The 23065-nt window shown below is 65.8% G+C and carries 21 protein-coding genes; 19 read left to right on the forward strand and 2 right to left on the reverse strand.

The features are described from left to right. The first annotated feature begins 4 nt into the window (after positions 1 to 4). The 9 genes from GQB00_RS08575 (at position 5) to gntR (ending at position 9695) form a co-directional block, all read left to right on the forward strand. Complete coding sequence (locus tag GQB00_RS08575; RefSeq protein ID WP_165855922.1) at positions 5 to 1765, forward strand: ABC transporter transmembrane domain-containing protein; 1761 nt, start codon at positions 5 to 7, stop codon at positions 1763 to 1765. Between the two features lie 69 nt (positions 1766 to 1834). After that, positions 1835 to 2773 carry a cation diffusion facilitator family transporter gene (locus GQB00_RS08580; RefSeq protein WP_111494616.1) on the forward strand — a complete coding sequence of 313 codons (939 nt, stop codon included), beginning with the start codon at positions 1835 to 1837 and terminating at the stop codon, positions 2771 to 2773. 29 nt (positions 2774 to 2802) lie between these two features. Continuing rightward, positions 2803 to 3231 carry a DUF2946 domain-containing protein gene (locus GQB00_RS08585; protein WP_165855923.1) on the forward strand — a complete coding sequence of 143 codons (429 nt, stop codon included), beginning with the start codon at positions 2803 to 2805 and terminating at the stop codon, positions 3229 to 3231. An 86-nt stretch (positions 3232 to 3317) separates the two neighbouring features. Next, positions 3318 to 4703: a PepSY-associated TM helix domain-containing protein gene (locus tag GQB00_RS08590; RefSeq protein WP_165855924.1), complete on the forward strand. Its 1386-nt coding sequence runs from the start codon at positions 3318 to 3320 to the stop codon at positions 4701 to 4703. A 384-nt stretch (positions 4704 to 5087) separates the two neighbouring features. Then, the gene (locus GQB00_RS08595) at positions 5088 to 6098 is read left to right on the forward strand and encodes a TRAP transporter substrate-binding protein (protein ID WP_111494610.1); all 1011 of its coding nucleotides are present in this window, start codon (positions 5088 to 5090) and stop codon (positions 6096 to 6098) included. Positions 6099 to 6175: 77 nt separating this feature from the next. Then, on the forward strand, positions 6176 to 6778 hold the full coding sequence (locus GQB00_RS08600; RefSeq protein WP_165855925.1) for a TRAP transporter small permease subunit: 603 nt from the start codon (positions 6176 to 6178) through the stop codon (positions 6776 to 6778). Continuing rightward, on the forward strand, positions 6778 to 8094 hold the full coding sequence (locus GQB00_RS08605) for a TRAP transporter large permease (RefSeq protein WP_111494606.1): 1317 nt from the start codon (positions 6778 to 6780) through the stop codon (positions 8092 to 8094). Before GQB00_RS08600 ends, GQB00_RS08605 begins: the two co-directional genes overlap by 1 nt. Before the next feature lies 1 nt (position 8095). Continuing rightward, the gene (locus tag GQB00_RS08610; protein WP_165855926.1) at positions 8096 to 8593 is read left to right on the forward strand and encodes a gluconokinase; all 498 of its coding nucleotides are present in this window, start codon (positions 8096 to 8098) and stop codon (positions 8591 to 8593) included. Between the two features lie 103 nt (positions 8594 to 8696). After that, a complete protein-coding gene (gene gntR, locus GQB00_RS08615; RefSeq protein WP_111494602.1) occupies positions 8697 to 9695 on the forward strand; it encodes a gluconate operon transcriptional repressor GntR in 999 nt (332 codons plus the stop codon). A 16-nt stretch (positions 9696 to 9711) separates the two neighbouring features. Here gntR and GQB00_RS08620 read toward each other — a convergent pair whose 3' ends face one another. Then, positions 9712 to 11298, reverse strand: coding sequence for an ABC-F family ATPase (locus GQB00_RS08620; protein WP_165856570.1), 1587 nt, complete (start codon positions 11296 to 11298; stop codon positions 9712 to 9714). A 198-nt stretch (positions 11299 to 11496) separates the two neighbouring features. Here GQB00_RS08620 and GQB00_RS08625 point away from each other — a divergent pair, with 198 nt between their 5' ends. The 10 genes from GQB00_RS08625 to xylB all read left to right on the forward strand — a co-directional run bounded on the left by GQB00_RS08625 (position 11497) and on the right by xylB (position 22261). Then, entirely contained in the window at positions 11497 to 12483 is a 987-nt protein-coding gene (locus GQB00_RS08625) for a sugar-binding transcriptional regulator (protein WP_165855927.1), read from the forward strand. A 149-nt stretch (positions 12484 to 12632) separates the two neighbouring features. Next, positions 12633 to 13943, forward strand: coding sequence for an ABC transporter substrate-binding protein (locus GQB00_RS08630; protein WP_165855928.1), 1311 nt, complete (start codon positions 12633 to 12635; stop codon positions 13941 to 13943). A 100-nt stretch (positions 13944 to 14043) separates the two neighbouring features. Continuing rightward, positions 14044 to 14934 carry a carbohydrate ABC transporter permease gene (locus GQB00_RS08635; RefSeq protein ID WP_165855929.1) on the forward strand — a complete coding sequence of 297 codons (891 nt, stop codon included), beginning with the start codon at positions 14044 to 14046 and terminating at the stop codon, positions 14932 to 14934. Positions 14935 to 14944: 10 nt separating this feature from the next. Then, positions 14945 to 15763 carry a carbohydrate ABC transporter permease gene (locus GQB00_RS08640; RefSeq protein ID WP_111494594.1) on the forward strand — a complete coding sequence of 273 codons (819 nt, stop codon included), beginning with the start codon at positions 14945 to 14947 and terminating at the stop codon, positions 15761 to 15763. A gap of 52 nt (positions 15764 to 15815) precedes the next feature. Next, positions 15816 to 16961, forward strand: coding sequence for an ABC transporter ATP-binding protein (locus GQB00_RS08645; RefSeq protein WP_165855930.1), 1146 nt, complete (start codon positions 15816 to 15818; stop codon positions 16959 to 16961). A gap of 11 nt (positions 16962 to 16972) precedes the next feature. Then, entirely contained in the window at positions 16973 to 17677 is a 705-nt protein-coding gene (locus GQB00_RS08650) for an HAD family hydrolase (RefSeq protein WP_165855931.1), read from the forward strand. Next, positions 17674 to 18462, forward strand: coding sequence for an L-iditol 2-dehydrogenase (locus GQB00_RS08655; protein WP_165855932.1), 789 nt, complete (start codon positions 17674 to 17676; stop codon positions 18460 to 18462). The genes GQB00_RS08650 and GQB00_RS08655 overlap by 4 nt, the downstream gene beginning before the upstream one ends. 53 nt (positions 18463 to 18515) lie before the next feature. Continuing rightward, complete coding sequence (locus tag GQB00_RS08660; protein WP_165855933.1) at positions 18516 to 19163, forward strand: nucleoside/nucleotide kinase family protein; 648 nt, start codon at positions 18516 to 18518, stop codon at positions 19161 to 19163. A gap of 34 nt (positions 19164 to 19197) precedes the next feature. Beyond that, positions 19198 to 20679, forward strand: coding sequence for a mannitol dehydrogenase family protein (locus tag GQB00_RS08665; RefSeq protein WP_165855934.1), 1482 nt, complete (start codon positions 19198 to 19200; stop codon positions 20677 to 20679). Between the two features lie 85 nt (positions 20680 to 20764). Then, the gene (gene xylB, locus GQB00_RS08670; protein WP_165855935.1) at positions 20765 to 22261 is read left to right on the forward strand and encodes a xylulokinase; all 1497 of its coding nucleotides are present in this window, start codon (positions 20765 to 20767) and stop codon (positions 22259 to 22261) included. A 96-nt stretch (positions 22262 to 22357) separates the two neighbouring features. On the opposite strand, the gene GQB00_RS08675 is transcribed toward xylB, so the two are convergent. Beyond that, complete coding sequence (locus GQB00_RS08675) at positions 22358 to 23062, reverse strand: aspartate/glutamate racemase family protein (RefSeq protein ID WP_165855936.1); 705 nt, start codon at positions 23060 to 23062, stop codon at positions 22358 to 22360. Positions 23063 to 23065: the final 3 nt, after the last annotated feature.

The following is a 23065-nucleotide window of genomic DNA, read 5'->3' on the forward strand; positions in this document are numbered from 1 at the left end:
CACCATGCGTTCGGACCGCCGCAAGGCCCTGCAACTGGCCATCGACTTTGTCGCCCCCTACCGCAAGGCGCTGATCGGTGCCTTTACTGCCCTGGTGTTCACCGCCGGCATCACCCTGTCCCTGGGCCAGGGCATCCGGCTGCTGGTGGACCAGGGTTTCGTCACCGGCTCGCCGGAACTGCTCAACCAGACGGTGCTGCTGTTCTTCGTGCTCATCGGCTGCCTGGCGGTGGGCACCTTCGCGCGTTTCTACCTGGTGTCCTGGATCGGCGAGCGGGTGGTGGCGGACATCCGCAAGCAGGTGTTCAACCACCTGATCGACCTGCACCCCGGCTTCTTCGAAACCAACCGCGGCCTGGAAATCCAGTCGCGCCTGACCACCGACACCACAGTCCTCCAATCGGTCATCGGCTCCACCATCTCGGTGGCCCTGCGCAACCTGTTCATGCTGATTGGCGGCATCATCCTGCTGTTCGTCACCAACGCCAAGCTGACCAGCATCGTCATGCTGGCGGTGCCGTTAGTGGTCGCGCCGATCCTGATCTTCGGGCGGCGGGTGCGGCGCCTGTCGCGCCAGAGCCAGGACCGGGTGGCGGACGTTGGCAGCTACGTGGGCGAAATCCTGGGCCAGATCAAGATCGTCCAGGCCTACAACCATCAGCCCCAGGACCAGGCCCGCTTCGGCGAGGTGGTGGAACAGGCCTTCGACGTCGCCCGTCAACGCATCCGCCAACGCGCCTGGCTGATCGCGGTGGTGATCCTGCTGATCCTGGGTGCCGTGGGCATCATGATCTGGGTCGGCGGCCAGGACGTGATCGCCGGCGAAATCTCCGGCGGCGAGCTGGCTGCCTTTGTGTTCTACAGCATGATCGTGGGTGGATCGGTCGGCTCGCTCAGCGAGGTGATCGGCGAGCTGCAGCGGGCCGCCGGGGCCGCGGCGCGGATCGTCGAGCTGCTGCAGACGGAAAGCGAGATCACCCCGCCGCCGCTGCAGCCGGAACCCCTGCCACGCCCGGTGCAAGGGCGCATCGATCTGGAGCAGGTGCGATTCGCCTACCCGGGACGGCCGGATGTCGAGGTCATCCGGGGCATGGATCTGGCGATTCCGGCGGGGCAGACGCTGGCTTTGGTGGGGCCGTCGGGCGCAGGCAAGTCGACCCTGTTCGACCTGCTGCTGCGCTTCTTCGATCCGGTCGCCGGCTGCATTCGCGTGGACGGCGTCGACGTCCGCGATCTGGACCCGGCCGAGCTGCGTCGCTGCTTCGCTCTGGTCTCCCAGAATCCGGCGCTGTTCTATGGATCGGTGGCGGACAACATCCGCTACGGCCGCCCGGACGCCAGCGACGCCGAGGTGGAAGCCGCCGCCCGCGTCGCCCACGCCGACGAGTTCATCCGCGGACTCCCCCAGGGCTACGACACCCGCCTGGGGGACGCCGGGCTGGGGTTATCCGGCGGCCAGAAGCAGCGCATCGCCATCGCCCGGGCCTTGATCATGGACGCGCCCATCCTGCTGCTGGACGAGGCCACCAGCGCCCTCGATGCCCAGAGCGAGCACCTGATCCAGCAGGCGCTGCCGGAGCTGATGGCCAATCGCACCACCCTGGTGATCGCCCACCGGCTGGCCACGGTCAAGCACGCCGACCGGATTGCGGTGCTGGATCAGGGGGAGCTGCACGGCATCGGTACTCATCAGGAGCTCATCCACAGTGACCCGCTGTACGCGCGGCTGGCGGAACTGCAGTTCAAGACGCCGGAAAACGCGTAGCCGGGCGCCTGCACGCCTGTGATATTCTTGGCCGCTACTTATCGACGATGAAGGACGACCGAGGCATCCATGGCCGGATCCAGCAAGAAAGTGATTTTCGCCGCCCTGGCGGGCAATTTCCTGATCGCCTGCACCAAGTTCGTGGCCGCCGTGGTCACCGGCAGCTCGGCGATGTTTTCCGAGGGCGTGCACTCACTGGTGGACACCGGCAACCAGGTGTTGCTGCTCTACGGCCTCAAGCGATCGGCACGGCCGGCGGACAAGCGTTTCCCGTTCGGGCACGGCAAGGAAGTGTATTTCTGGAGCTTCGTGGTGGCGATCCTGATTTTCGCCGTGGGCTCCGGCGTGTCCATCTACGAGGGCGTGCACCACATCCTCAACCCGTCGCCCATCGAAAACCCCATGATCAACTACATCGTGCTGGGGCTGGGCATCCTGTTCGAAGGCGCCGCCTGGTACTTCGCGTTCACCGAGTTTTCCCGCTCGAAAGGCAAGTGGGGCTACGTGGAAGCCGTTCAGCGCGGTAAGGACCCGACCATGTTCGTGGTGCTGTTCGAGGATTCCGCCGCGATCATCGGCCTGCTGGTGGCCATCGCCGGTATCTTCCTGGCCGACACCTTCGGGCTGTACTGGCTGGACGGTGTGGCCTCGGTGATCATCGGCCTGATCCTGGGCGGCACCGCCATCTGGCTCGCTTACGAGACCAAGGGCCTGCTGATCGGCGAGGCCGCCAACAAGTCGGTGATCGCCGGCATTCGCAAGATCGCCGTCGAAACACCGCAGATCGACGACGTGAACGAGTGCCTGACCATGCACATGGGCCCGGACTTTATCCTCGTAAACCTGAGCGTGAAGTTCCGCCCCCAGCAGAGCGTGGCGGACCTGGAGCGGGTCATCGCCGACCTGGACGGCCGCATCAAAGCCGAGTACCCGCAGGCAAAGCGGATCTTCGTGGAAGCCGAAGCCCTGCGCTCCCAGCTCAGTCCGCCGTCTCCGTCGAGCGCCTGACCATGCGACAGGAGCGGTGGCCGGCGCCAATGCTGAGTCTGGCCGGGCAGGGTCAGCGCCGGCAGCGCGCCGGTGCCTGGCTGGCGCTGCTGGCGATGGCGCTGATCTTCGCCGCACCGCTCTATTCCAAATCCATGGCGCTGGTGTCCGGGCACCATGCCGGGCACGGCGATCACCAGCACCACGCCAGCCAGGCACACCACGGCGGCAAATCCGCCATGGCGGGGATGCCCGCCGGCCATGATCATCACTCGGATAGCCTGTCGTTTGACCACGCCGAATGTGGCTACTGCGTCCTGCTGACCCACGTTTCCCCGATCTCCCTTGTCGCCCCCCTGATCAAGGCACCGCTGCTGTGGGCGCGCCCGGGAGACACCCTGACCACCCGCGCCGCCCAGGCGCGCCCGCTCCGCTACAGTCTCGCCCAGAGCCGCGCCCCGCCCGCGTCGATTGCCTGAACCACCACGCCATAACAACAGTCCGTCCGCGTTGCCGAACCGGGTGACGGGACGACGTCGTGAGCCTATTTGCCATCAGGTGATCCATGTCTGAATCCTCCACGCTCGCCCCCGATTCGGGCGAAGCCACCAGCGACGCCCGCTCCGGCGTGGCCAGCTGGTTCTACCCGCTGCTGCTGCGGCTGCATTTTTACGTCGGCCTGCTGGTCGGCCCGTTCATTCTCGTGGCCGCCCTTTCCGGCGGTCTTTACGCCATTTCGCCGCAGATCGAAAACGCCATCTACGCCGATGCGCTCAATGGCAGCGCCAGCGGCACGCCACACTCCCTGGCCGAGCAGATCGCTGTGGCCCGCCGGGAAGTGCCGGCGGATCTGACCCTGGCCGCGGTGCGGCCGGCGCCGGAACCCGGCCTGACCACCCGGGTGATGTTCAACGACCCGAGCCTGGGCCAGTACCAGCACCGGGCGATTTTTGTCGATCCGGTGACGCTGGAACCCACCGGTGACCTGGCCGTCTACGGCACCAGCGGCGCCCTGCCGCTGCGCATCTGGATCGACTTCCTGCACCGCAACCTGCTGCTGGGTGAGACCGGCCGGATCTACAGTGAGCTGGCCGCCTCCTGGCTCTGGATCGCGGCGCTGGGCGGGCTGACCCTGTGGTGCATCGGTCGGCGCAAGCGGCGCCGGAGCCCGGGTCTCAAAGCCCAGGACGCCACGCCCAACGGCCGGCGCCGGTCCCGCCACGCGGCGCTGGGGCTGACGCTATTACTGGGTTTCCTGTTCCTGTCGGTGACGGGCCTGACCTGGTCCAGGTGGGCCGGCGGCAACATCGCCGATATGCGCGCGGCGTTCGGCTGGGGCACGCCCGGGGTGAGCACACAGATCGCGGCACCCGATGGTGTCGAGCCGGGCCAGCAGCCCAGCGCCGACGCGCTGTACGATGAGGTGCTGGCCAGCGCGCGGGCGGCGGGCATCGATGCGGGCAAGCTGGAGATCCGTCCCGGCAACGCGCCGGACCGGGCCTGGAAGGTGCGGGAAATCGACCGGACCTGGCCCACGCAGGTCGACTCCGTCGCCGTCGATCCCTATTCGCTCGAGGTCGTGGACCAGGCCAACTTCGAGGATTTCCCGATCGCCGCCAAGCTGACCCGCTGGGGCATCGATATCCACATGGGGACGCTGTTCGGCGTGGCCAACCAGGTGCTGATGTTCGCCCTGGCGCTGGGGCTGTGCACCATGATCTTATGGGGCTATCGGATGTGGTGGGTGCGTCGCCCACTGCCCGGCAACCACCGGGCGGCCCAGGCCCGACGTCTGACCACCCATTGGCTGCGGGCACCGCTGCCGGCGCGCCTGCTGATCCTGGCGGTCACGGTCGCCTTGGGCTGGGTGTTGCCGGTGATGGGCGTCAGCCTGGCCCTGTTCCTGGTGCTGGATGCGCTGATCATGACGCGCCATGCCCGGAGTGCCTAGAAGAATGCCGATCCTGTAAGACGGGGTTATCGAGTCAGAAGCGAATGGCACCCTTGCCTACGTGGCTATTAATGGCCGTCCCTGGCCATCATGGCGATCAGGACATCCCTGTCCCTGCTCCGGCAAGGACGCCCATTCGCTTCGCGCAGGACTCGGGGTTGTCGCCCCGATCTTCCGGTTGACCTCGTCTCTGTCTCCGGCCGCTCACGCGGCCGGGAATTTCCCCGCTAACCAGCCACTTCCACTCAGACCGCCTCCCCATCTGCACCACCGGCAGTCATTACGATCAAATAATCCCCTTGCGCGCCCAATTTCCATGCAATAGACTCCGCAAATGTTACCGGTAACATTTACCGTAAAAACAAAAAGCCCAGGAGCTGAACTATGTCCCCGCTGAAACTCGTGGCCGGTGTCCTGACCGCCACTTTCGCCCTCAACACCTACGCAGCCGATTTCAACTTCAAGTTCCAGTCGTCCGATCCGTCCGGCGTAAAGAACTATGAGATCCAGCAGGAATGGGCCGAGCGCGTCGAAACCATGACCGGCGGTCGCGTCAACATCGAGATCCTGCCGGTGGGCAGTGTGGTCGGCCACACCGAGACCCTCGGCGCCATGAAGATGGGCGTGCTCGACGGCCATATCTCGGTCACCGGTTACTTCTCCGGCAAGGATCCCGCCTTCGGCCTGATCGGCAACACCGTCGGCGCCTGGTCCAGCCCGGATCAGCTGATCGACTACATCTACTACGGCGGTGGCTACGAGCTGATGAACGAGCTCTACAAGCCCTACGGCGTGAAGTTCGTCGGCGGTGCTGCCACCGGTCTGGAATCGTTCGTGTCCAAGAAGCCGCTGGATGGCGTGGATGACCTCAAGGGTCTGAAGATGCGTGCACCGGAAGGCCTGGTGCAGTCCGTCTTTGCCGCCGCGGGCGCCTCCCCGGTCAACCTGCCGGGCTCCGAGGTCTACACCGCGCTGAGCAAGGGCGTGATCGACGCGGCCGACTACACGGTGTTTTCCACCAACCAGGAAGCCGGTCTGAACGAGATCGCCAACAACCCGGTCTACCCCGGTTTCCACTCGCTGCCGCTGCTGGAAATCGCGATGAACCTGAAGGAGTGGAACGAGCTGCCGGAAGACATCCAGGCGATCATGACCGTTTCCGCCCGCGACTTCGCCCAGGACATCAGCACCCAGCTGGCCATGGCCGACCTGAAAGCGGTCAAGGAAGCGCGCCAGGATCCGAACATCACGATCCACGACTGGTCCGCCGAGGAGCGCCGCAAGTTCCGCAGCATCGCCCGCGACCAGTGGGAAACCTACGCTGAGCAGTCTCCCAACGCGGAGAAGGTCTACAAGTCCGTGACCAGCTACCTGGAATCCCAGGGCCTCCTGTAAACCGCACGTTCCCGTAACTCCCATGAGATTGACCGGCTCTCGCAGCGACCCTGTGAGAGCCGGTATGGAGTCCTCCTATGTCTGATCAACACCACCCGACGGGCCAGGCGCCGGACGCGGATCATCCCGACACCGACCTGGTGCCGGACGACAGCGACACCGATATCGGCTCCACCTGGCTTGACCGCGGCATCGTCTGGCTGGGCAAGAAGCTGAGCCTGATCTTTGCCGTGATTGTGGCGATCTCGGCCTACGAGATTGCACGCCGCTACCTCTTCGACTCGCCCACCCTGTGGGTCCATGAAACGGTCACCTTCATGGGCGCGACGCTGTTCGTGCTGGGCGGCCTGTATGCGTTCGCCACCAACCGTCACGTTCGGGTGGTGCTGATCTACGACGCGGTCCCGACCAAAGTGAAGCGCTGGCTGGACGTGCTGCACCAGCTGCTGGGCCTGGCCTTCTGCAGCATGCTGCTCTACGGCAGCTGGTTCATGGCCAAGGACGCGGTACGCGCGCCCTGGGGCGCCTGGCGACTGGAGACCTCCGGCTCCGCCTGGAACCCGCCCTTCCCGGCCTACCTCAAGGTGATCATCCTGGTCGCCGTTGCGGTGCTGACCCTGCAATTCATCCTGCACCTGATCCGCGACCTGCGCCGGGTGTTCCAGGGAGGTGATGCCTGATGTTTGAACTCGCTTCCATTGGGATCGGCTACGGCAGCCTGCTGATGCTGGTGCTGCTGGTCCTGCTCCTGCTGACCGGCATGCAGCTGGCGTTCGCCACCGGCCTGGTGGCACTGGTCTTCGCCATCGGCTGGTTCGGCCCCGACGCGCTGCCGATTGTCAGCAGTCGTCTCTATTCGTTTATCGGCTCCTACGTGTTCCTGGCGGTGCCGATGTTCGTGTTGATGGCGTCGTTACTGGATCACTCGGGCATCGCCAAGGACCTGTTCGACGCCATGGCCCGCGTGGGCCGCAAGCTGCGTGGCGGCGTTGCCATCCAGACCCTGATCGTGGCCATCATCCTGGCGTCCATGTCCGGCGTCATTGGCGGTGAAACCGTGCTGCTGGGCATCCTCGCCCTGCCGCAGATGCTGCGTCTGGGCTACGACCGGCGCCTGGCCATCGGCACCACCTGTGCCGGCGGCGCACTGGGCACCATGCTGCCGCCCAGCATCGTGCTGATCATCTACGGTCTGACCGCCAACGTGTCCATCGGCGAGCTGTTCAAGGGCGCCTTCCTGCCGGCCCTGATCCTGGCGCTGTTCTACATGGGCTACGTGCTGATCCGCGTCTGGCTCAATCCGCAGATGGCCCCGGTGCCGTCCGATTCCGACGAGCCGGAGACGCCGGCGCCCAATTTCTTCAAGGCGCTGTTCTTCCCGATCCTGTCGGTGGTCGTGGTGCTGGGCAGCATCTATGGCGGCGTGGCGTCGGTCACCGAGGCCTCCGCACTGGGCGTGCTGGGCATTGCGATTTCCACCGCGATCCGCGGCGAGCTGAACCTGGCGATGGTGCGCAAGGCCACCATCAGCACCCTGCGGGTGTGCGGCATGATCATCTGGATCGGCATCGGCGCCACCGCGCTGGTGGGCGTCTACAACCTGATGGGCGGCATCGACTTTGTGCGCGACATGGTGTTCACCGTGAGCGGCGGCGATGGCCTGATGACCATCCTGTTCATGATGCTGATCCTGCTGGTGCTGGGCATGTTCCTGGACTGGGTGGGCGTGGCCCTGCTGACCATGCCGATCTTCGTGCCGATCGTCACCGAGCTGGGCTACAGCCCGATCTGGTTCGGCGTGGTGTTCTGCATGAACATGCAGGTGTCGTTCCTGTCACCGCCGTTCGGCCCGGCCGCGTTCTACCTGAAGACGGTCACGCCGCCGGACATTTCACTGGGCGAGATTTTCCGTTCCCTGCTGCCGTTCATTGCCCTGCAGGTGCTGGCACTGGGTCTGCTGATCGCCTTCCCGCAACTGGCTCTATGGTGGCAGTAAGATGACACATCCCAAGATCGTCGTGATGGGCGTCTCGGGCAGTGGCAAGAGTCTGGTCGGTCAAAGACTGGGCCAGCAGCTCGGGGTGCCGTTCTTCGACGCCGACGACTATCACAGCCCGGCCAACGTGAAAAAAATGGCCAACGGCATTCCGCTCAACGACGACGACCGTCGCGAGTGGCTGTCGGACCTGGCGGCGCTGATCCGCGACAACGACGGCCTGGTGCTGGCCTGCTCGGCCCTCAAGCGGGTCTACCGGGACCAGCTGCGGGCCGGCGATCCGGCGCTGCAGTTCGTCTACCTCAAGGGCGACTTCGACACCATCTGGTCGCGCCATTCCCGGCGCCAGGATCACTACTTCAACGGCCAGGCGATGCTGGAAAGCCAGTTCGCCGCGCTGGAGGAGCCCGGTGCCGACGAGGCCATCGTGGTGGACATCAACCAGACGCCGGAGGCGATTCTAATGCAGTGCCAGGAGGCCATCGCCGAACGGGACTGAACCCCGGGAACAGCCGGCGGGTCCCGGTCGAACCGGCCCCACCGGCTTTCAATCCGAGAGATAACGCATATCATAGGCGCCGCCCGAACAGGACGTGACGACAATGCCCAAGAAAAGACGCCCCACACTGCAGGACATCGCCGACCGGGTCGGCGCGACCAAGATGACGGTCAGCCGCTGTCTGCGCGGCGCGGACAACGTCTCCGAACCCATGCGCGAGCGCATCTTTGCGGTGGCCGAAGAACTGGGCTACATCCCCAACCGGGCGCCGGACATTCTCTCCAAGGCCACCAGCCGGGCCATCGGCGTACTGCTGCCGTCACTGACCAACCAGGTCTTCGCGGACGTGATCAAGGGCATCGAAAGCGTGACGGAGCCGGCGGGTTATCACCTGATGCTGTCCCACTACGGCTACAGCCCGGACGTGGAAGAACGCAGCCTGGCCTCGCTGCTGTCCTATAACGTGGACGCGGTGGTGCTGTCGGAAAGCCAGCACACCCAGCGCTCCCGGCGCATGCTGGAAACCGCCGGCATTCCCACCATCGAGGTCATGGATACTCACCTGCCGCCCATCGAGCAGGCGGTCGGCTTCGACAACGTGCAGGCCGCCTACGACATGGTCTGCGAGATGATCCGGCGCGGCCGGAAACAGGTGGTCTATCTGGGGGTGCGGCTGGATACGCGGACCATCCAGCGTCAGGAAGGCTACACCCGCGCCATGACGGAACACGGTCTGGAACCGGTGATCCTGCGCTTCGAACAGCGCTCGTCGTTCACGGTCGGGGCGACCCTGATGGGGGACGTTCTGCGGGACTATCCGGACGCCGACGGCATCTTCTGCACCAACGACGACGTGGCCATCGGTGCCTTCTTCGAATGCCAGCGCCGCCAGATCGACGTGCCCGGGCGCATGGCCATCGCCGGTTTCCACGGCCACGACGTGGGTCAGGTCATGACGCCACGCCTGGCCAGTGTGGTCACCCCACGGGAAGCCATCGGCCGACGCGCGGCCGAGACGCTGCTGGCCCGTCTGCAGGGCGCGGACGTGGGCGAGCGCATCATCGACCTGAGCTATCGCATCGAGACCGGCGGCACGCTCTAGCGCGCCGCTCCGCCCCTCAGTAGACGCCCTGGCTGCGCAGGTAGTCGTCGTAGCTGCCGCTGAAGTCGGTCACACCGTCGGCGCGCAGTTCCACGATGCGGGTCGCCAGTGAGGACACGAATTCCCGGTCGTGGCTGACGAAGATCAGCGTGCCCGGATAGTTCTCCAGCGCCAGGTTCAGGGCTTCGATGGATTCCATGTCCAGGTGGTTGGTGGGCTCGTCCATCAGCAGCACGTTGGGCCGCTGCAGGATCAGCTTGCCGAACAGCATACGGCCTTCCTCTCCCCCGGAAATCACCTTCACCGACTTGCCGATATCGTCGCCGGAGAACAGCATCCGGCCCAGGGTGCCCCGCACCAGTTGATCGCCGCCGTCGGTCCACTGGGCCATCCATTCGGTGAGCGTCACGTCCTCGGCAAAGTCAGCGGCGTGATCCTGGGCGAAGTAGCCCACCTGGGCGCTGTCGGTCCATTTCACCTCGCCATCGTCCAGCGTCAGCTTGCCGGCCAGGCACTGCAGCAGGGTGGTCTTGCCGATACCGTTGGGGCCGATGATCGCCACGCGCTCGCCAGCCTCGACCTGCAGGTTGAGCTTGGAGAACAGCCGCGTGTCGTCAAAGCCCTTGGTCAGATCCTTCAGGGTGACGGCCTGGCGGTGCAGCTTCTTTTCCTGCTCGAAGCGGATGAACGGGCTGACCCGGCTGGACGGCTTGACCTCTTCCAGCTGGATCTTGTCGATCTGGCGGGCGCGGGAGGTGGCCTGCTTGGCCTTGGAGGCATTGGCGGAGAAGCGGCTGACGAACTGCTGCAGTTCGGCGATCTGCGCCTTCTTCTTGGCGTTGTCCGCCAGCATGCGCTCGCGCGCCTGGGTGGCCGCGGTCATGTACTCGTCGTAGTTGCCCGGGAACAGGCGCAGCTCGCCGTAATCCAGGTCCGCCATGTGGGTGCAGACGCTGTTGAGGAAGTGGCGGTCGTGGGAAATGATGATCATGGTGCTGTCCCGCGCCACCAGGATGCTCTCCAGCCAGCGGATGGTGTTGATGTCCAGGTGGTTGGTGGGCTCGTCCAGCAGCAGCACGTCGGGATCGGAGAAAAGCGCCTGCGCCAGCAGCACACGCAGCTTCCAGCCCGGCGCCAGGGCGCTCATCGGCCCATTGTGCTGATCCATGGGAATATCCAGGCCCAGCAGCAGTTCGCCGGCGCGGGCTTCGGCGGTGTAGCCGTCCATCTCCGCGAACTGGACTTCCAGGTCCGCCACGGCCATGCCGTCTTCCTCGCTCATTTCCGGCAGCGAATAGATGCGGTCACGCTCGGCCTTCACGTGCCAGAGTTCCTCGTGGCCCATGATGACGGTGTCCATCACCGTGCAGTCTTCGTAGGCGAACTGGTCCTGGCGCAGCTTGCCCAGCCGCGTGTTGGGCTCGAGCATGACCTGGCCCACCGAGGGTTCCAGATCGCCCCCGAGGATCTTCATGAAGGTGGATTTGCCGCAGCCGTTGGCACCGATCAACCCGTAGCGGTTGCCGTTGCCGAATTTGACGGACACGTTCTCAAACAGGGGCCTGGCCCCGAATTGCATGGTGATGTTGGCGGTGGAAATCATGGAAACCTGCAGAAACAGGGCGCCACCGAAAGCGGACGCCGGCGTGGAAAAGCCGGCATTGTACAGGGTTTGCCGGCCCAATGTGCTTCCCGCTCCCATCTCACACCTAGTGGATTTCCCCGGCCCGCCGTATTGTGAATTGCCGGCGCCCTTGCCATGATCGGGCGTTAAAGCGCATCAAGGAACCCGAAAACCGCGATGGATAAATTCGAACTGAGACTTGACCAGGCCGCCCGTGCCGCCTGGCTGTCCTACGTCGGCGGCCGCACCCAGGACGAGATTGCCGCCCAGCTCGGGGTGTCCCGTCCCGGGGTGCAGCGCCTGCTCGCCCTGGCCCGCCAGGAAGGGCTGGTCAAGGTCCACATCGATCACCCGATCTCCAACTGCATGATCCTGTCCCAGGCGATCCGCGACCAGTTCGGCCTGGAGTTCTGCGACGTGGTGCCGTCCGATCCCGGTGAGGACCACAGCAGCGCCCGCTACATCGCGGTGGCCGGCTGCGACCGGCTCTCCCGCTACCTGGAACGCAGCGATCCGCTGACCCTGTCGCTGGGGTCGGGCCGGACCGTGCGTGCCATGGTGGAAGCGGTCAGCCGCATGGAGCGCCCCCAGCACCGCTTTGTGTCGCTGGTGGGCAACGTCGCCCGGGATGGCTCATCCAACCGCTACGACGGCGTCACGGCACTGGCCGACAAGACCGCCAGCGAGCGCTTCCTGCTGCCGGCGCCGGTGGTGGCTGGATCGGTGGAGGAGCGCGACGCCCTGCTGCATCAGCGGCTGTTCCATGCCATCGCCCAGGTGGCCGTCGAGGCCGAGGTGGGCTTCATCGGGGTGGGGCCGATCAACCGCCACGCCACCTTGTTCCAGGACCACTTCATCAACGAAGCGGAGCTGGACGAACTGCTGGGCTGCAACGCCGTCGGCGAGCTGCTGGGCTGGCCCCTGGACCGACAGGGCGACCTGGTGGACTGCTCCATCACCCGACGCATCACCAGCCCCTCGCTGGAAATCCTGTGCAAGCAGCGTCTGGTGGCGCTGGCCGGAGGCGACGAGAAAGGACCGGCCATTCTCGCGGCGTTGCGCGGCCGCTGGATCCGGGGGCTGATCACGGACGAGACCGCCGCCCGCTATGTTGTCGAGCACGGCGTCGAGCGGGGCATCACCAACCAGGAGGTCAGGGAATGACCCCGGTCCGGCCGACATCCTTCCCGCGGGTTGTATTTTTTTTGCTCTTGACCGATCATTTGATCGGAGCTAGATTCAATTGATCAAAACAACGCGCAAGCACAGGCTTCACACAACAATTCCAAGATCTCCCACACAAGGAGCAAGCCATGAAGCTCAAACACGCCCTGCCCCTCGCCGGCATTGCGGCTTTCTCAACGCTCGCGGCCCAGGCCGAAACCCTGACCGTGGCGACGGTCAACAACAATGACATGGTCATCATGCAGCGCCTCTCCAGCGCCTTCGAAGAAGCGCATCCGGACATCGACCTGGAATGGGTGGTGCTGGAAGAAAACGTACTGCGCCAGCGCCTGACCACCGACATCGCCACCAACGGCGGCCAGTTCGACGTGATGACCATCGGCACCTACGAGGCCCCCATCTGGGCCGAGCGCGGCTGGCTGGAACCGCTCCAGAACCTGCCCGAAGCCTACAAGCCGGACGATCTGATCAAGCCCGTGCTCGACGGCCTGAGCTACGACGGCAAACCCTACGCCCTGCCGTTCTATGCCGAAAGCTCGATGATGTACTACCGCAAGGACCTGTTCGAGAAGGCCGGCATCGAGATGACCGACCAGCCCACCTGGACCGAGGTGCGTGACTGGGCCAGCAAGATCAACGATCCCGACAACGACGTGGCGGGCATCTGTCTGCGCGGCAAGCCCGGCTGGGGCGAGAACATGGCGTTCGTCACCACCCTGGTGAACACGTACGGTGGCCGCTGGTTCGATATGGACTGGAATCCGGAGATCGATTCCAAGGCCTGGAACGAGGCCATCACCTTCTACGTCGACCTGCTCAACGACTACGGTCCCGCCGGTGCCAGTTCCAACGGCTTCAACGAGAACCTGGCACTGTTCTCCCGCGGCAACTGCGGTATGTGGGTGGACGCCACCTCCGCCGCCGGCAAGCTCTACAACCCGGACGAATCCGACGTCGCCAGCAAGCTGGGCTTCGCACCGGCCCCGGTGGCACAGACCCCGAAAGGCTCCCACTGGCTCTGGTCCTGGGCGCTGGCGATTCCGTCGTCCTCCGACGCCAAGGACGCGGCGCGTGAGTTCGTCACCTGGGCCACATCCCAGGAGTACATCTCGATGGTCGGCGAGAAGGAAGGCTGGACCAGCGTACCGCCGGGCACCCGCCAGTCCACTTACAAAAACGATCATTACCAGGAAGCGGCACCCTTTGCCGACTTCGTGCTGGACGCCATCGAGGAGGCCGACCCCACCGACGCCACCCTCAAGCCGGTGCCCTACACCGGGGTGCAGATCGTGAGCATCCCCGAGTTCCAGTCGGTCGGCACCCAGGTGGGCCAGATGATCGCCGCCGCCCTGACCGGCGAGATGTCGGTGGAGCAGGCCCTGAGCAACGCTCAGCGGGCCACCCGCCGCACCATGGAGCGTGCGGGCTACATCAAGTAGACCCGGCCGCCCGGGAGGCGCGCCCGCGTCTCCCGGTCCGCATTGAACCCTGAACTCCCGGGCCGGGCTTCCCGGCCCCAGCAACGAGCCGGATACCACCATGAACAAACCCCGAGCTGCCGGACGCACGGTCGGCGGGCTGCGGCCATTGGCGCTGCAAGGGCCCGCGGTCACCCTGCTGTTCCTGTGGATGATCGTACCGCTGGCGATGACCGTCTGGTTCTCGTTCCAGCGCTACAACCTGCTGATGCCCGGCATGACCGGCTTCGCCGGGCTGGAGAACTACGAATACCTGTTCACCGACCCGGCCCTGTGGACGGCCATGCTCAACACCCTGCTGCTGGTCGGCTGGGTGCTGGTCATCACCGTGGTCGGCGGAACGCTGCTGGCGGTGCTGTTCCAGCAGGACTTCTTCGGTCGCGGTATCGCCCGGGTGCTGGTGATCTCGCCCTTCTTCGTCATGCCCACGGTCAGCGCGCTGGTGTGGAAGAACCTGATGATGCACCCGGCCAACGGCGTGCTGGCCTGGCTGGCGGGTGTGTTCGGCGCCGAGCCGGTGGACTGGTTCTCGTCCCTGCCGATGACCTCGATCGTGATCATCGTGGCCTGGCAGTGGCTGCCGTTCGCTCTGCTGATCCTGCTCACCGCCATGCAGTCGCTGGACGACGATCAGGTGGAAGCCGCCCGTATGGACGGCGCCGGGCCGGTGGCGATCTTTTTCTTCATCACGCTGCCGCACCTCAAGCGCGCCATCAGCGTGGTGATCATGATCGAGATGATCTTCCTGCTCACCGTGTTCGCGGAGATCTTCGTCACCACCTCCGGCGGTCCGGGCCTGGCCACCACCAACCTGGCCTACCTGATCTACATCCGCGCCCTGCTGGATTTCGACGTAGGCATGGCCTCCGCCGGCGGCGTGGTCGCCATCATCCTGGCCAACATCGTTGCCATCTTCCTGGTGCGGATGGTGGCCAAGAACCTGGACGAGTGAGGCGCGCATCATGACCAATCCAACCGTAAAACGCTTCGCCATCGGCCTGCTGGCCTGGGTCATCGCCTTCGTGATCTTCTTCCCGATCTTCTGGATGGTGCTGACCGGCTTCAAGACGGAAACCGAGGCGGTGGCCGATCCTTCGCTGATTTTCTCACCGACGCTGGACAGCTACGCCGAGGTGCAACAGCGGGCGGACTACTTCAAATTCGCCTGGAACAGTGTGGTCGTCGCCTTCGGCTCCACCCTGCTGGCGCTGATCATCGCGATCCCGTCGGCCTATTCGATGTCGTTCCTGCCTACCAAGCGCACCAAGGGCACGCTGCTGTGGATGCTGTCCACCAAGATGCTGCCTCCGGTGGGCGTGCTGGTACCCATCTACCTGCTGTTCCGGGACACCGGGCTGCTGGACACCAAGCTGGGGCTGACCATCGTCTACACCCTGATGAACCTGCCGATCGTGGTGTGGATGCTCTACACCTTCTTCAAGGATCTGCCCAAGGACATCCTCGAAGCCGGTCGCATGGACGGCGCCTCCACCTTCCAGGAGGTGTGGCACCTGCTGCTGCCGCTGACCGTGCCGGGCATCGCCTCCACCGGTCTGCTGTCGGTCATCCTGAGCTGGAACGAGGCCTTCTGGAGTCTCAACCTGACCTCGTCCCAGGCGGCACCGCTGACCGCCTACATCGCCTCGTTCTCCAGTCCCGAGGGTCTGTTCTGGGCCAAGCTCTCCGCCGCGTCCACCATGGCCATCGCGCCGATCCTGGTGTTCGGATGGCTGACCCAGAAACAGATGGTCCGCGGCCTGACATTCGGCGCGGTCAAATAGGCGGCTTCCGGCGCCCGTTTTCAAGAGCCGTTCTGCACAAAAAGGTTTCAACATGGCAACGCTTCAACTGAAAAACGTGATCAAGGAATTCGGCGAAACCCACGTCATCAAGGGCGTGGACCTGGAGGTAAAGGACAGGGAATTCGTCGTTTTTGTCGGACCGTCCGGCTGCGGCAAATCCACCCTGCTGCGTATGATCGCCGGGCTGGAGAGCACCAGCGACGGCGACATCCTCATCGACGGCCAGCGCATGAACGAGGTGGGCCCGGCCGAGCGCGGCCTGGCCATGGTATTCCAGAGCTACGCCCTCTACCCGCACATGACGGTGGAGGACAACATGGGCTTCAGCCTGCGCCTGGCGGGCATTCCCAAGACTGAGCGCAAGCAGAAGGTGCTGGACGCCGCCCGCATCCTGCAACTGGAGAACCTGCTGGAACGCAAGCCGCGCGCCCTGTCCGGCGGCCAGCGCCAGCGGGTGGCCATTGGCCGCGCCATCGTGCGCAACCCCAGCATCTTCCTGTTCGATGAGCCGCTCTCGAACCTCGACGCCGCCCTGCGGGTGCAGATGCGGGTGGAACTGGCCCGCCTGCACGAAGAGCTGGACGCCACCATGATCTACGTCACCCACGACCAGATCGAGGCCATGACCATGGCCGACAAGATCGTGGTGCTGCAGGGCGGGATCGTGGAGCAGATCGGCTCCCCGATGGCGCTCTACCACCACCCCCGCAACCGGTTTGTGGCCGGGTTCATCGGCTCGCCCACCATGAACTTCATGGCCGTCACCTATCGCGACAGCAACGCCGAGGGAGTCAACGTGGAACTGCCCGGCGGCGCCAGCTGCCGGATTCCGGTGGACGGCAGCGACCTGGCCGACGGCGCGTCGCTGGAGTTGGGCATCCGCCCGGAACACCTGAGCCTGGCGGACGACGGCCCCCTGAGCGGACGCATCCAGGTGATCGAACGGCTGGGTGGAGCCACCTCCCTGTACGTCCAGATGGAACAGGGCATGGTCACCGTGGTGGCCGACGGCGACATCGAACACAAGGTGGGCGACGTCGTCCGTTTCGGCTTCCAGCCCTTCCGCGGCCATTTGTTCCGCGACGACGGCCTGGCCCTGACCAGCCTGGAGCAGCACCCACTGACCGCCATTGATCGCCAGGCCAATCGGGCGCCTTCCGATTCCGGCACCCCATAAGCGAGACGCCCATGGAAACCCTGATTTTTGACTGCGACGGCGTGCTGGTGGACAGCGAGGTGATCGCCGAAGCCACCCTGGTCGACATGCTGCGGGACTGGCTGCCGGACCTGGCACCCGACACGGTGCTGCGCAACGCCCTGGGCATGACCACCGGCAACATCCTGCGCCACCTGGAGCAGCTCAGCGCCCACGCCCTGCCGGACGATGCCCTGCCGCGCATCGATGCGGCCATAGAGGACCGGTTGGGCCAGGCGCTGCAGCCGATCCATGGCGTGGCCGATGTGGTGTCGCGGCTGGACCTGCCGCTGGCCATCGTCTCCAACTCCACCCGTTTCCGGGTCCGCAACTCCCTGCGCACCACCGGCCTGGACGCCTGGCTGGGACAGGCGCCGCTGTTCACCGCCGAGCAGGTGCCGCTGCCAAAACCGGACCCGGCGGTCTATCTGCTGGCCGCCCGCGAACTGGGGATTGCGCCGGAGGACTGCCTGGTGGTGGAGGACAGCGTCTCCGGCGTCACCGCCGCCAGCGGCGCTGGCATGACCGTAATCGGCTTCACCGGTGCCAGCCACATTGAGGACGGCCACCACGAACACCTGGAAAGTGCCGGCGCCTGGCGCACCCTGCCGGCCATGGCCGGCCTGCCCCAACTGTTGGCGGAATGGCGCCGGCAACGGGGCGACAACGGCCCGGCACCTGAGGAGCAACGCCCATGAAACTGCAGGACAAGGTGGCCGTCATCACCGGCGGCGCACGCGGTATTGGCCGCGCCATCGTCGAACGCTACCTCGACGAAGGCGCCCGCGTGGTCGTGGCGGACATCGACCGCCAGGCCATCGACGACACCCTGGCCGAGCTCAAACGCGAACGGGGCGACGCGGTACTCCTGATGGGCCAGACCCTGAATGTCTGCGACCGAACCTCTATCGACAGCATGATCAAGGCCGTCACCGACCGCTGGGGCGGCATCGACATCCTCGTCAACAACGCCGCGGTGTTCGACATGGCGCCCGTGCTGGAGGTGACCGAGGACAGCTACGACCGCCAGTTCGGCGTCAACGTAAAGGGCCTGTTCTTCACCCTGCAGGCGGTGGCCCGGGCCATGGTCGCGCGGGGCGAAGGCGGCAAGATCGTCAACATGGCAAGCCAGGCCGGACGCCGCGGCGAGCCGCTGGTGAGCCTGTACTGCGCCTCCAAGGCGGCGGTGATCAGCCTCACCCAGTCCTGCGGGCTGGACCTGATCCAGTTCGGCATCAACGTCAACGGCATCGCCCCCGGCGTGGTGGACACGCCCATGTGGGATGAAGTGGACGCCCTGTTCGCCCGATACGAGAACCGCCCCCTGGGCGAGAAGAAACGCCTGGTGGGCGAAGCGGTGCCCTACGGGCGGATGGGCCGGCCCGAGGATCATGCCGGCGCGGCGGTATTCCTCGCCAGCGCCGACAGCGACTATGTTGTATCCCAGACACTGAATGTGGATGGCGGCAACTGGATGAGCTGAGGCAGCGCGGATGCGGGCCCAGCCGGCCCCATCCCCCTGCCGGAGACCGAACGATGACACCCAGTATCGCCGAAATCGCCCAGACCATCCGCGCCGCCTGCATGGAGAAAGGCCGGTTGATCGTCGCCCTGGCCGGACCGCCGGCGGCGGGCAAATCCCTGCTGTCGGAACGGCTGGCGGAAACGCTCAACGCCCAGGAAGCCGACTGCGCCGTGGTGGTACCGATGGACGGCTACCACTTCGACAACGCGGTGCTGGCGCCGCGCGGGCAACTGGCCATCAAGGGCGCTCCGGAAACCTTCGACCCGGACAGCCTGCATCACGACCTGGCGCGTATCCGGCAGGCCCGGGCACCCGTCGCAGTACCGGTGTTCGACCGGCCGCTGGACCTGGCACGGGCCGGCGCCCGCATCGTCACACCGGAGCACCGGGTGGTGATCGTGGAGGGCAACTATCTGCTGCTGGACCAGCCCGCCTGGCGCCCTCTGCACGCTTTATTCGACCTGACCCTGTTCCTGGACGTGCCGGACGGGGAACTGGTCACCCGGCTGATCGAACGCTGGCTGGAAATGGGTCAGGACGAAGCAGGCGCCCTCGACCGCACTCACAACAAGGACATGCTCAACGCGGCGCTGATCAAGCGTGAGTCCATTGAACCGGACATCCGCTGGTCCAACACGGACACCCGCGTCGCCACCTGAGCCCCGACTAACGCCGCTATCCATGGAGGCAACGATGACCCGACTGTCCCAAAGCACACTCAACGAACTGGCCGCCGGCGTCGCCGTCCCCGGGTACGACCGCAGCGCCGTCTCGGCGGGGATCGTCCACTTCGGGGTGGGCGGTTTTCACCGCGCCCATCAGGCCATGTACCTGGACAGTCTGATGAACCAGGGCCAGGCGCTGGACTGGGGCATCGTCGGCGTCGGCGTGATGCCCGGCGACCGGCGCATGCAGGACGCCCTGGCCGCCCAGGACCACCTATACACCCTGGTGGTCAAGCATCCGGACGGCCATTACGACGCCCGCGTGATCGGCAGCATGCTGGACTACCTGTTTGCCCCGGACGATCCCGACGCGGTGATCGAACGCATGGTGGACCCGGCCATTCGGATTGTCTCGCTGACCGTCACCGAGGGCGGCTACAACGTGCATCCGGTGTCCGGCGACTTCAACCGCAGCCATCCCGACATCCTGCACGACCTGGACAACCCGGCCCGCCCGAAAACCGCGTTCGGCCTGATCACCGAAGCCCTGCGCCGGCGCCGGGAGCGCCAGTTGCCGCCGTTCACCGTCATGTCCTGCGATAACATCCAGGGCAACGGCGAAGTGGCCCACCGCATGTTCACCGCCTACGCCCGCCTGCGCGACCCGGAACTGGCGGACTGGATCGAGCAGACGGTGCCCTTCCCCAATTCTATGGTGGACCGCATCACCCCGGTCACCACCGACGCCGACATCGCCGAGCTGCGCGATCGCTTCGACCTGGAGGACCACTGGCCGGTGGTGTGCGAACCCTTTACCCAGTGGGTGCTGGAAGACCGCTTTGTCGACGGCCGCCCACCGCTGGAAGAGGCCGGCGTGCAGGTGGTGGCCGACGTCGAGCCCTACGAGCTGATGAAGCTGCGTTTGCTCAACGCCAGCCACCAGGCGCTGTGTTATTTCGGCTACCTGGCGGGCTACCGTTACGCCCACGAGGTGTGCCAGGATTCGCTGTTCGTCGACTTCCTGATGGCCTACATGGAACAGGAAGGCAGCCCCACCCTGGCGGATGTGCCCGGCGTGGATCTGGCGCAGTACCGCCGCACGCTGATCGAACGCTTCGCCAACCCGGAGATCAAGGACACCCTGGCCAGACTGTGCGCGGAAAGCTCCGACCGCATTCCCAAATGGCTGCTGCCGGTGATCCGCCACCAGCTGGAATCCGGCGGCGACATGCACCGGGCGGCCGCCGTGGTGGCCAGCTGGGCGCGCTACGCCGAGGGCACCGACGAATCGGGCCAGCCCATCGACGTCGTCGACCCGCTCAAGGCCAGTCTGATGGCCATCGCCGCCGACAACCGCAAACACCCCACGGCGTTCATCGAGAACCGGGAACTGTTCGGCGACCTGGCCGGCGAGCCACGCTTCCGCGACGCCTACCTGGCCGCTCTCAACAGGCTGCACAGCGACGGCGCACGATCCACGGTGGAAGCGCTGGTGCGGGGTGATCTGTGATCGCTCGACGGACACTCCCAACCGGCGCTGTGGTCTATCCTTGGAAGTCCCGATACAGTGCGGACAGCGAGGACAGGAGCATGACATGTACGTAGGCGTCGATTGCGGTACCCAGAGCACCAAAGTCGTTGTGGTGGACGTGGACAACGGCCGCATCCTGGGGGAAGCCAGCCGGCCCCATCGACTGGAGGAAGGCGAGAACGGGCGCCGCGAGCAGGCGCCGGCCGACTGGGAGCAGGCGTTCGTGGAAGCCTTCGGCGAGGCGGTCGAGCGGGCCCGGGTGAACCCGCGCTCGATCCGGGCCATCGGCATTTCCGGACAGCAGCATGGCCTGGTCGCGCTGGACGCCAGCGGCGAGCCGGTGCACCCCGCCAAACTCTGGTGCGACACCGAAACCGCGCCCCAGAACGCGCGCCTGATCGAGCTGCTGGGCGGCGAAGCCGGCTGCATCGACCGGCTGGGGCTGGTGCTGCAGACCGGCTACACCGCCTCCAAACTGGCCTGGCTGCGGGAAACCCACCCCGACGCCTACCGCCGCATCGACACCCTGCTGCTGCCCCACGACTACCTGAATTTCCGCCTCACCGGCGAGCGGGTGGCCGAGGCCGGCGATGCCTCCGGTACCGGTTATTTCGACACCCGCACCCGCCAGTGGCGTCACGACGTGCTGGAAATCATTGCCCCGGAGCTGGACCCGGAACGGGTGTTGCCGCGACTGATCGGCGCCCGGGAACCCGCCGGCACCGTGCGCCCGGAGATGGCCGCCAAGCTGGGCCTGGCCGGGGATGTGCTGGTGTCCAGCGGCGGCGGCGACAACATGATGGGGGCGATCGGCACCGGCAACATCGAACCGGGGCTGGTGACCGTCAGCCTGGGCACCTCCGGCACGGTCTACGCCTATTCCCCGGAACCGGTGCACAGCGACAGCGCCATGGTGGCCAACTTCTGCGCCAGCTGCGATGGCTGGCTGCCGCTGGCCTGCACCATGAACGTCACCTCGGCCACGACCCTCGTGCGCAAGCTGCTCAAACTGGACCTGGCCCACTTCAGCGACCACGTGGCGGCGGCGCCGATCGGCGCCGAGGGCGTCACCATCCTGCCCTTCTTCAACGGCGAGCGGGTGCCCATGCTGCCCCATGCCAGCGCCAGCTTCGTCGGCCTGACCAGCCTCAATACCTCGCCGGCCAATCTGTGCCGGGCGGTGGTGGAAGGCGCCACCTTCGGACTGCGTTACGGCCTGGAACATCTGGGCGGCCTGGCCCGCAACGCCAGCCAGATCCGCCTGACCGGTGGCGGCGCCCGCAGCCCGGTGTGGCGCCAGATCGTCGCCGACACCCTGGGTGCCGAGGTGGTGTGCCCGGAAATCAGCGAATCCGCGGCCCTGGGCGCCGCCATCCAGGCCGCCTGGTGCGATGCTTCAGAGCGCGGACCGGGCACGCCGCTGTCCGATCTGTGCCGACGGTTGGTCAAGCTGGACAGCGCGACTCACTGCGCCCCCGACGCCGACAACCGCCGCCGCTACGACGACATCTACCAGCGCTACCGCGAAGTGCTCCACGACCGGCATGCCGTCCCGCACTGAGGCGCTGCCTGGCCAATGCCGGTCGAAAAGATCGGTGTCGGGGAACACAGGGATGTCCGGCCATGGGGCCGATGAGCCCGGCAAACGCTGCGGGGCTCAGCCCTTAACGTCGGACAGGGCCCATTCGATGGCCCGTTCGGCGTGGATCGCGGTGGTGTCGTAGAGGCGTACGCCGGTGTCACCCTGACGCACCAGCAGCGCAATCTCGGTGCAGCCGAGGATCACCGCCCGGGCGCCACGCTCGTACAGGGCCTGGATGCTGGACAGGACACGCAGCCGCGACGCCTCCCGAATCCGGCCCAGGCACAACTCCTCGAAGATGATTCGGTGGATCTCGTCCTGTTCATCCTCTGGCGGCACCAGCACATCCAGACCGTATTGGTCCGTCATGCGGCCCTTGTAGAAATCCTGGACCATGGTGTAGCGAGTGCCCAGCAACCCCACCCGTTCAACGTCATCCGCCATCAGCCGCTCCGCCGTGGCGTCGGCGATGTGCAGCAGGGGGATGTCGACGGCGGCTTCGATATCGGGCGCCACCCGGTGCATGGTGTTGGTGCCGATCATCAGGAAATCGGCACCGGCGGCCTGCACGCCCCGGGCCGCTTGTGACAGGACCCGGGCGGCGCCCTCCCAGTCATCGCGGGCCTGCATGGCCTCGATCTCGGCAAAGTCGACGCTGTAGAGGACAATCCGGGCCGAATGCAGGCCGCCCAGAGCTGATTTCACCCCTTCGTTCAGGGCGCGGTAGTAACTGGCGGTGGACTCCCAGCTCATGCCGCCGAGAAGGCCGATGGTCTTCATTGC

It is taken from the genome of Marinobacter sp. JSM 1782161 (genome assembly GCF_011421605.1).
GTDB classification, from domain to species: domain Bacteria; phylum Pseudomonadota; class Gammaproteobacteria; order Pseudomonadales; family Oleiphilaceae; genus Marinobacter_A; species Marinobacter_A bohaiensis.

What these genes read in the sequence shown, in the direction of transcription:
- GQB00_RS08630 (WP_165855928.1), top strand. Translation starts at nt 12,633, where the DNA reads ATGAAGCTCAAACACGCCCTGCCCCTCGCCGGCATTGCGGCTTTCTCA.
- GQB00_RS08640 (WP_111494594.1), top strand. Translation starts at nt 14,945, where the DNA reads ATGACCAATCCAACCGTAAAACGCTTCGCCATCGGCCTGCTGGCCTGG.
- GQB00_RS08590 (WP_165855924.1), top strand. Translation starts at nt 3,318, where the DNA reads ATGTCTGAATCCTCCACGCTCGCCCCCGATTCGGGCGAAGCCACCAGC.
- GQB00_RS08575 (WP_165855922.1), top strand. Translation starts at nt 5, where the DNA reads ATGCGTTCGGACCGCCGCAAGGCCCTGCAACTGGCCATCGACTTTGTC.
- GQB00_RS08625 (WP_165855927.1), top strand. Translation starts at nt 11,497, where the DNA reads ATGGATAAATTCGAACTGAGACTTGACCAGGCCGCCCGTGCCGCCTGG.
- GQB00_RS08675 (WP_165855936.1), bottom strand. Translation starts at nt 23,062, where the DNA reads ATGAAGACCATCGGCCTTCTCGGCGGCATGAGCTGGGAGTCCACCGCC.
- GQB00_RS08665 (WP_165855934.1), top strand. Translation starts at nt 19,198, where the DNA reads ATGACCCGACTGTCCCAAAGCACACTCAACGAACTGGCCGCCGGCGTC.
- GQB00_RS08650 (WP_165855931.1), top strand. Translation starts at nt 16,973, where the DNA reads ATGGAAACCCTGATTTTTGACTGCGACGGCGTGCTGGTGGACAGCGAG.
- GQB00_RS08645 (WP_165855930.1), top strand. Translation starts at nt 15,816, where the DNA reads ATGGCAACGCTTCAACTGAAAAACGTGATCAAGGAATTCGGCGAAACC.
- xylB (WP_165855935.1), top strand. Translation starts at nt 20,765, where the DNA reads ATGTACGTAGGCGTCGATTGCGGTACCCAGAGCACCAAAGTCGTTGTG.
- GQB00_RS08585 (WP_165855923.1), top strand. Translation starts at nt 2,803, where the DNA reads ATGCTGAGTCTGGCCGGGCAGGGTCAGCGCCGGCAGCGCGCCGGTGCC.
- GQB00_RS08600 (WP_165855925.1), top strand. Translation starts at nt 6,176, where the DNA reads ATGTCTGATCAACACCACCCGACGGGCCAGGCGCCGGACGCGGATCAT.
- GQB00_RS08660 (WP_165855933.1), top strand. Translation starts at nt 18,516, where the DNA reads ATGACACCCAGTATCGCCGAAATCGCCCAGACCATCCGCGCCGCCTGC.
- GQB00_RS08595 (WP_111494610.1), top strand. Translation starts at nt 5,088, where the DNA reads ATGTCCCCGCTGAAACTCGTGGCCGGTGTCCTGACCGCCACTTTCGCC.
- GQB00_RS08605 (WP_111494606.1), top strand. Translation starts at nt 6,778, where the DNA reads ATGTTTGAACTCGCTTCCATTGGGATCGGCTACGGCAGCCTGCTGATG.
- GQB00_RS08655 (WP_165855932.1), top strand. Translation starts at nt 17,674, where the DNA reads ATGAAACTGCAGGACAAGGTGGCCGTCATCACCGGCGGCGCACGCGGT.
- GQB00_RS08610 (WP_165855926.1), top strand. Translation starts at nt 8,096, where the DNA reads ATGACACATCCCAAGATCGTCGTGATGGGCGTCTCGGGCAGTGGCAAG.
- GQB00_RS08620 (WP_165856570.1), bottom strand. Translation starts at nt 11,298, where the DNA reads ATGATTTCCACCGCCAACATCACCATGCAATTCGGGGCCAGGCCCCTG.
- gntR (WP_111494602.1), top strand. Translation starts at nt 8,697, where the DNA reads ATGCCCAAGAAAAGACGCCCCACACTGCAGGACATCGCCGACCGGGTC.
- GQB00_RS08635 (WP_165855929.1), top strand. Translation starts at nt 14,044, where the DNA reads ATGAACAAACCCCGAGCTGCCGGACGCACGGTCGGCGGGCTGCGGCCA.
- GQB00_RS08580 (WP_111494616.1), top strand. Translation starts at nt 1,835, where the DNA reads ATGGCCGGATCCAGCAAGAAAGTGATTTTCGCCGCCCTGGCGGGCAAT.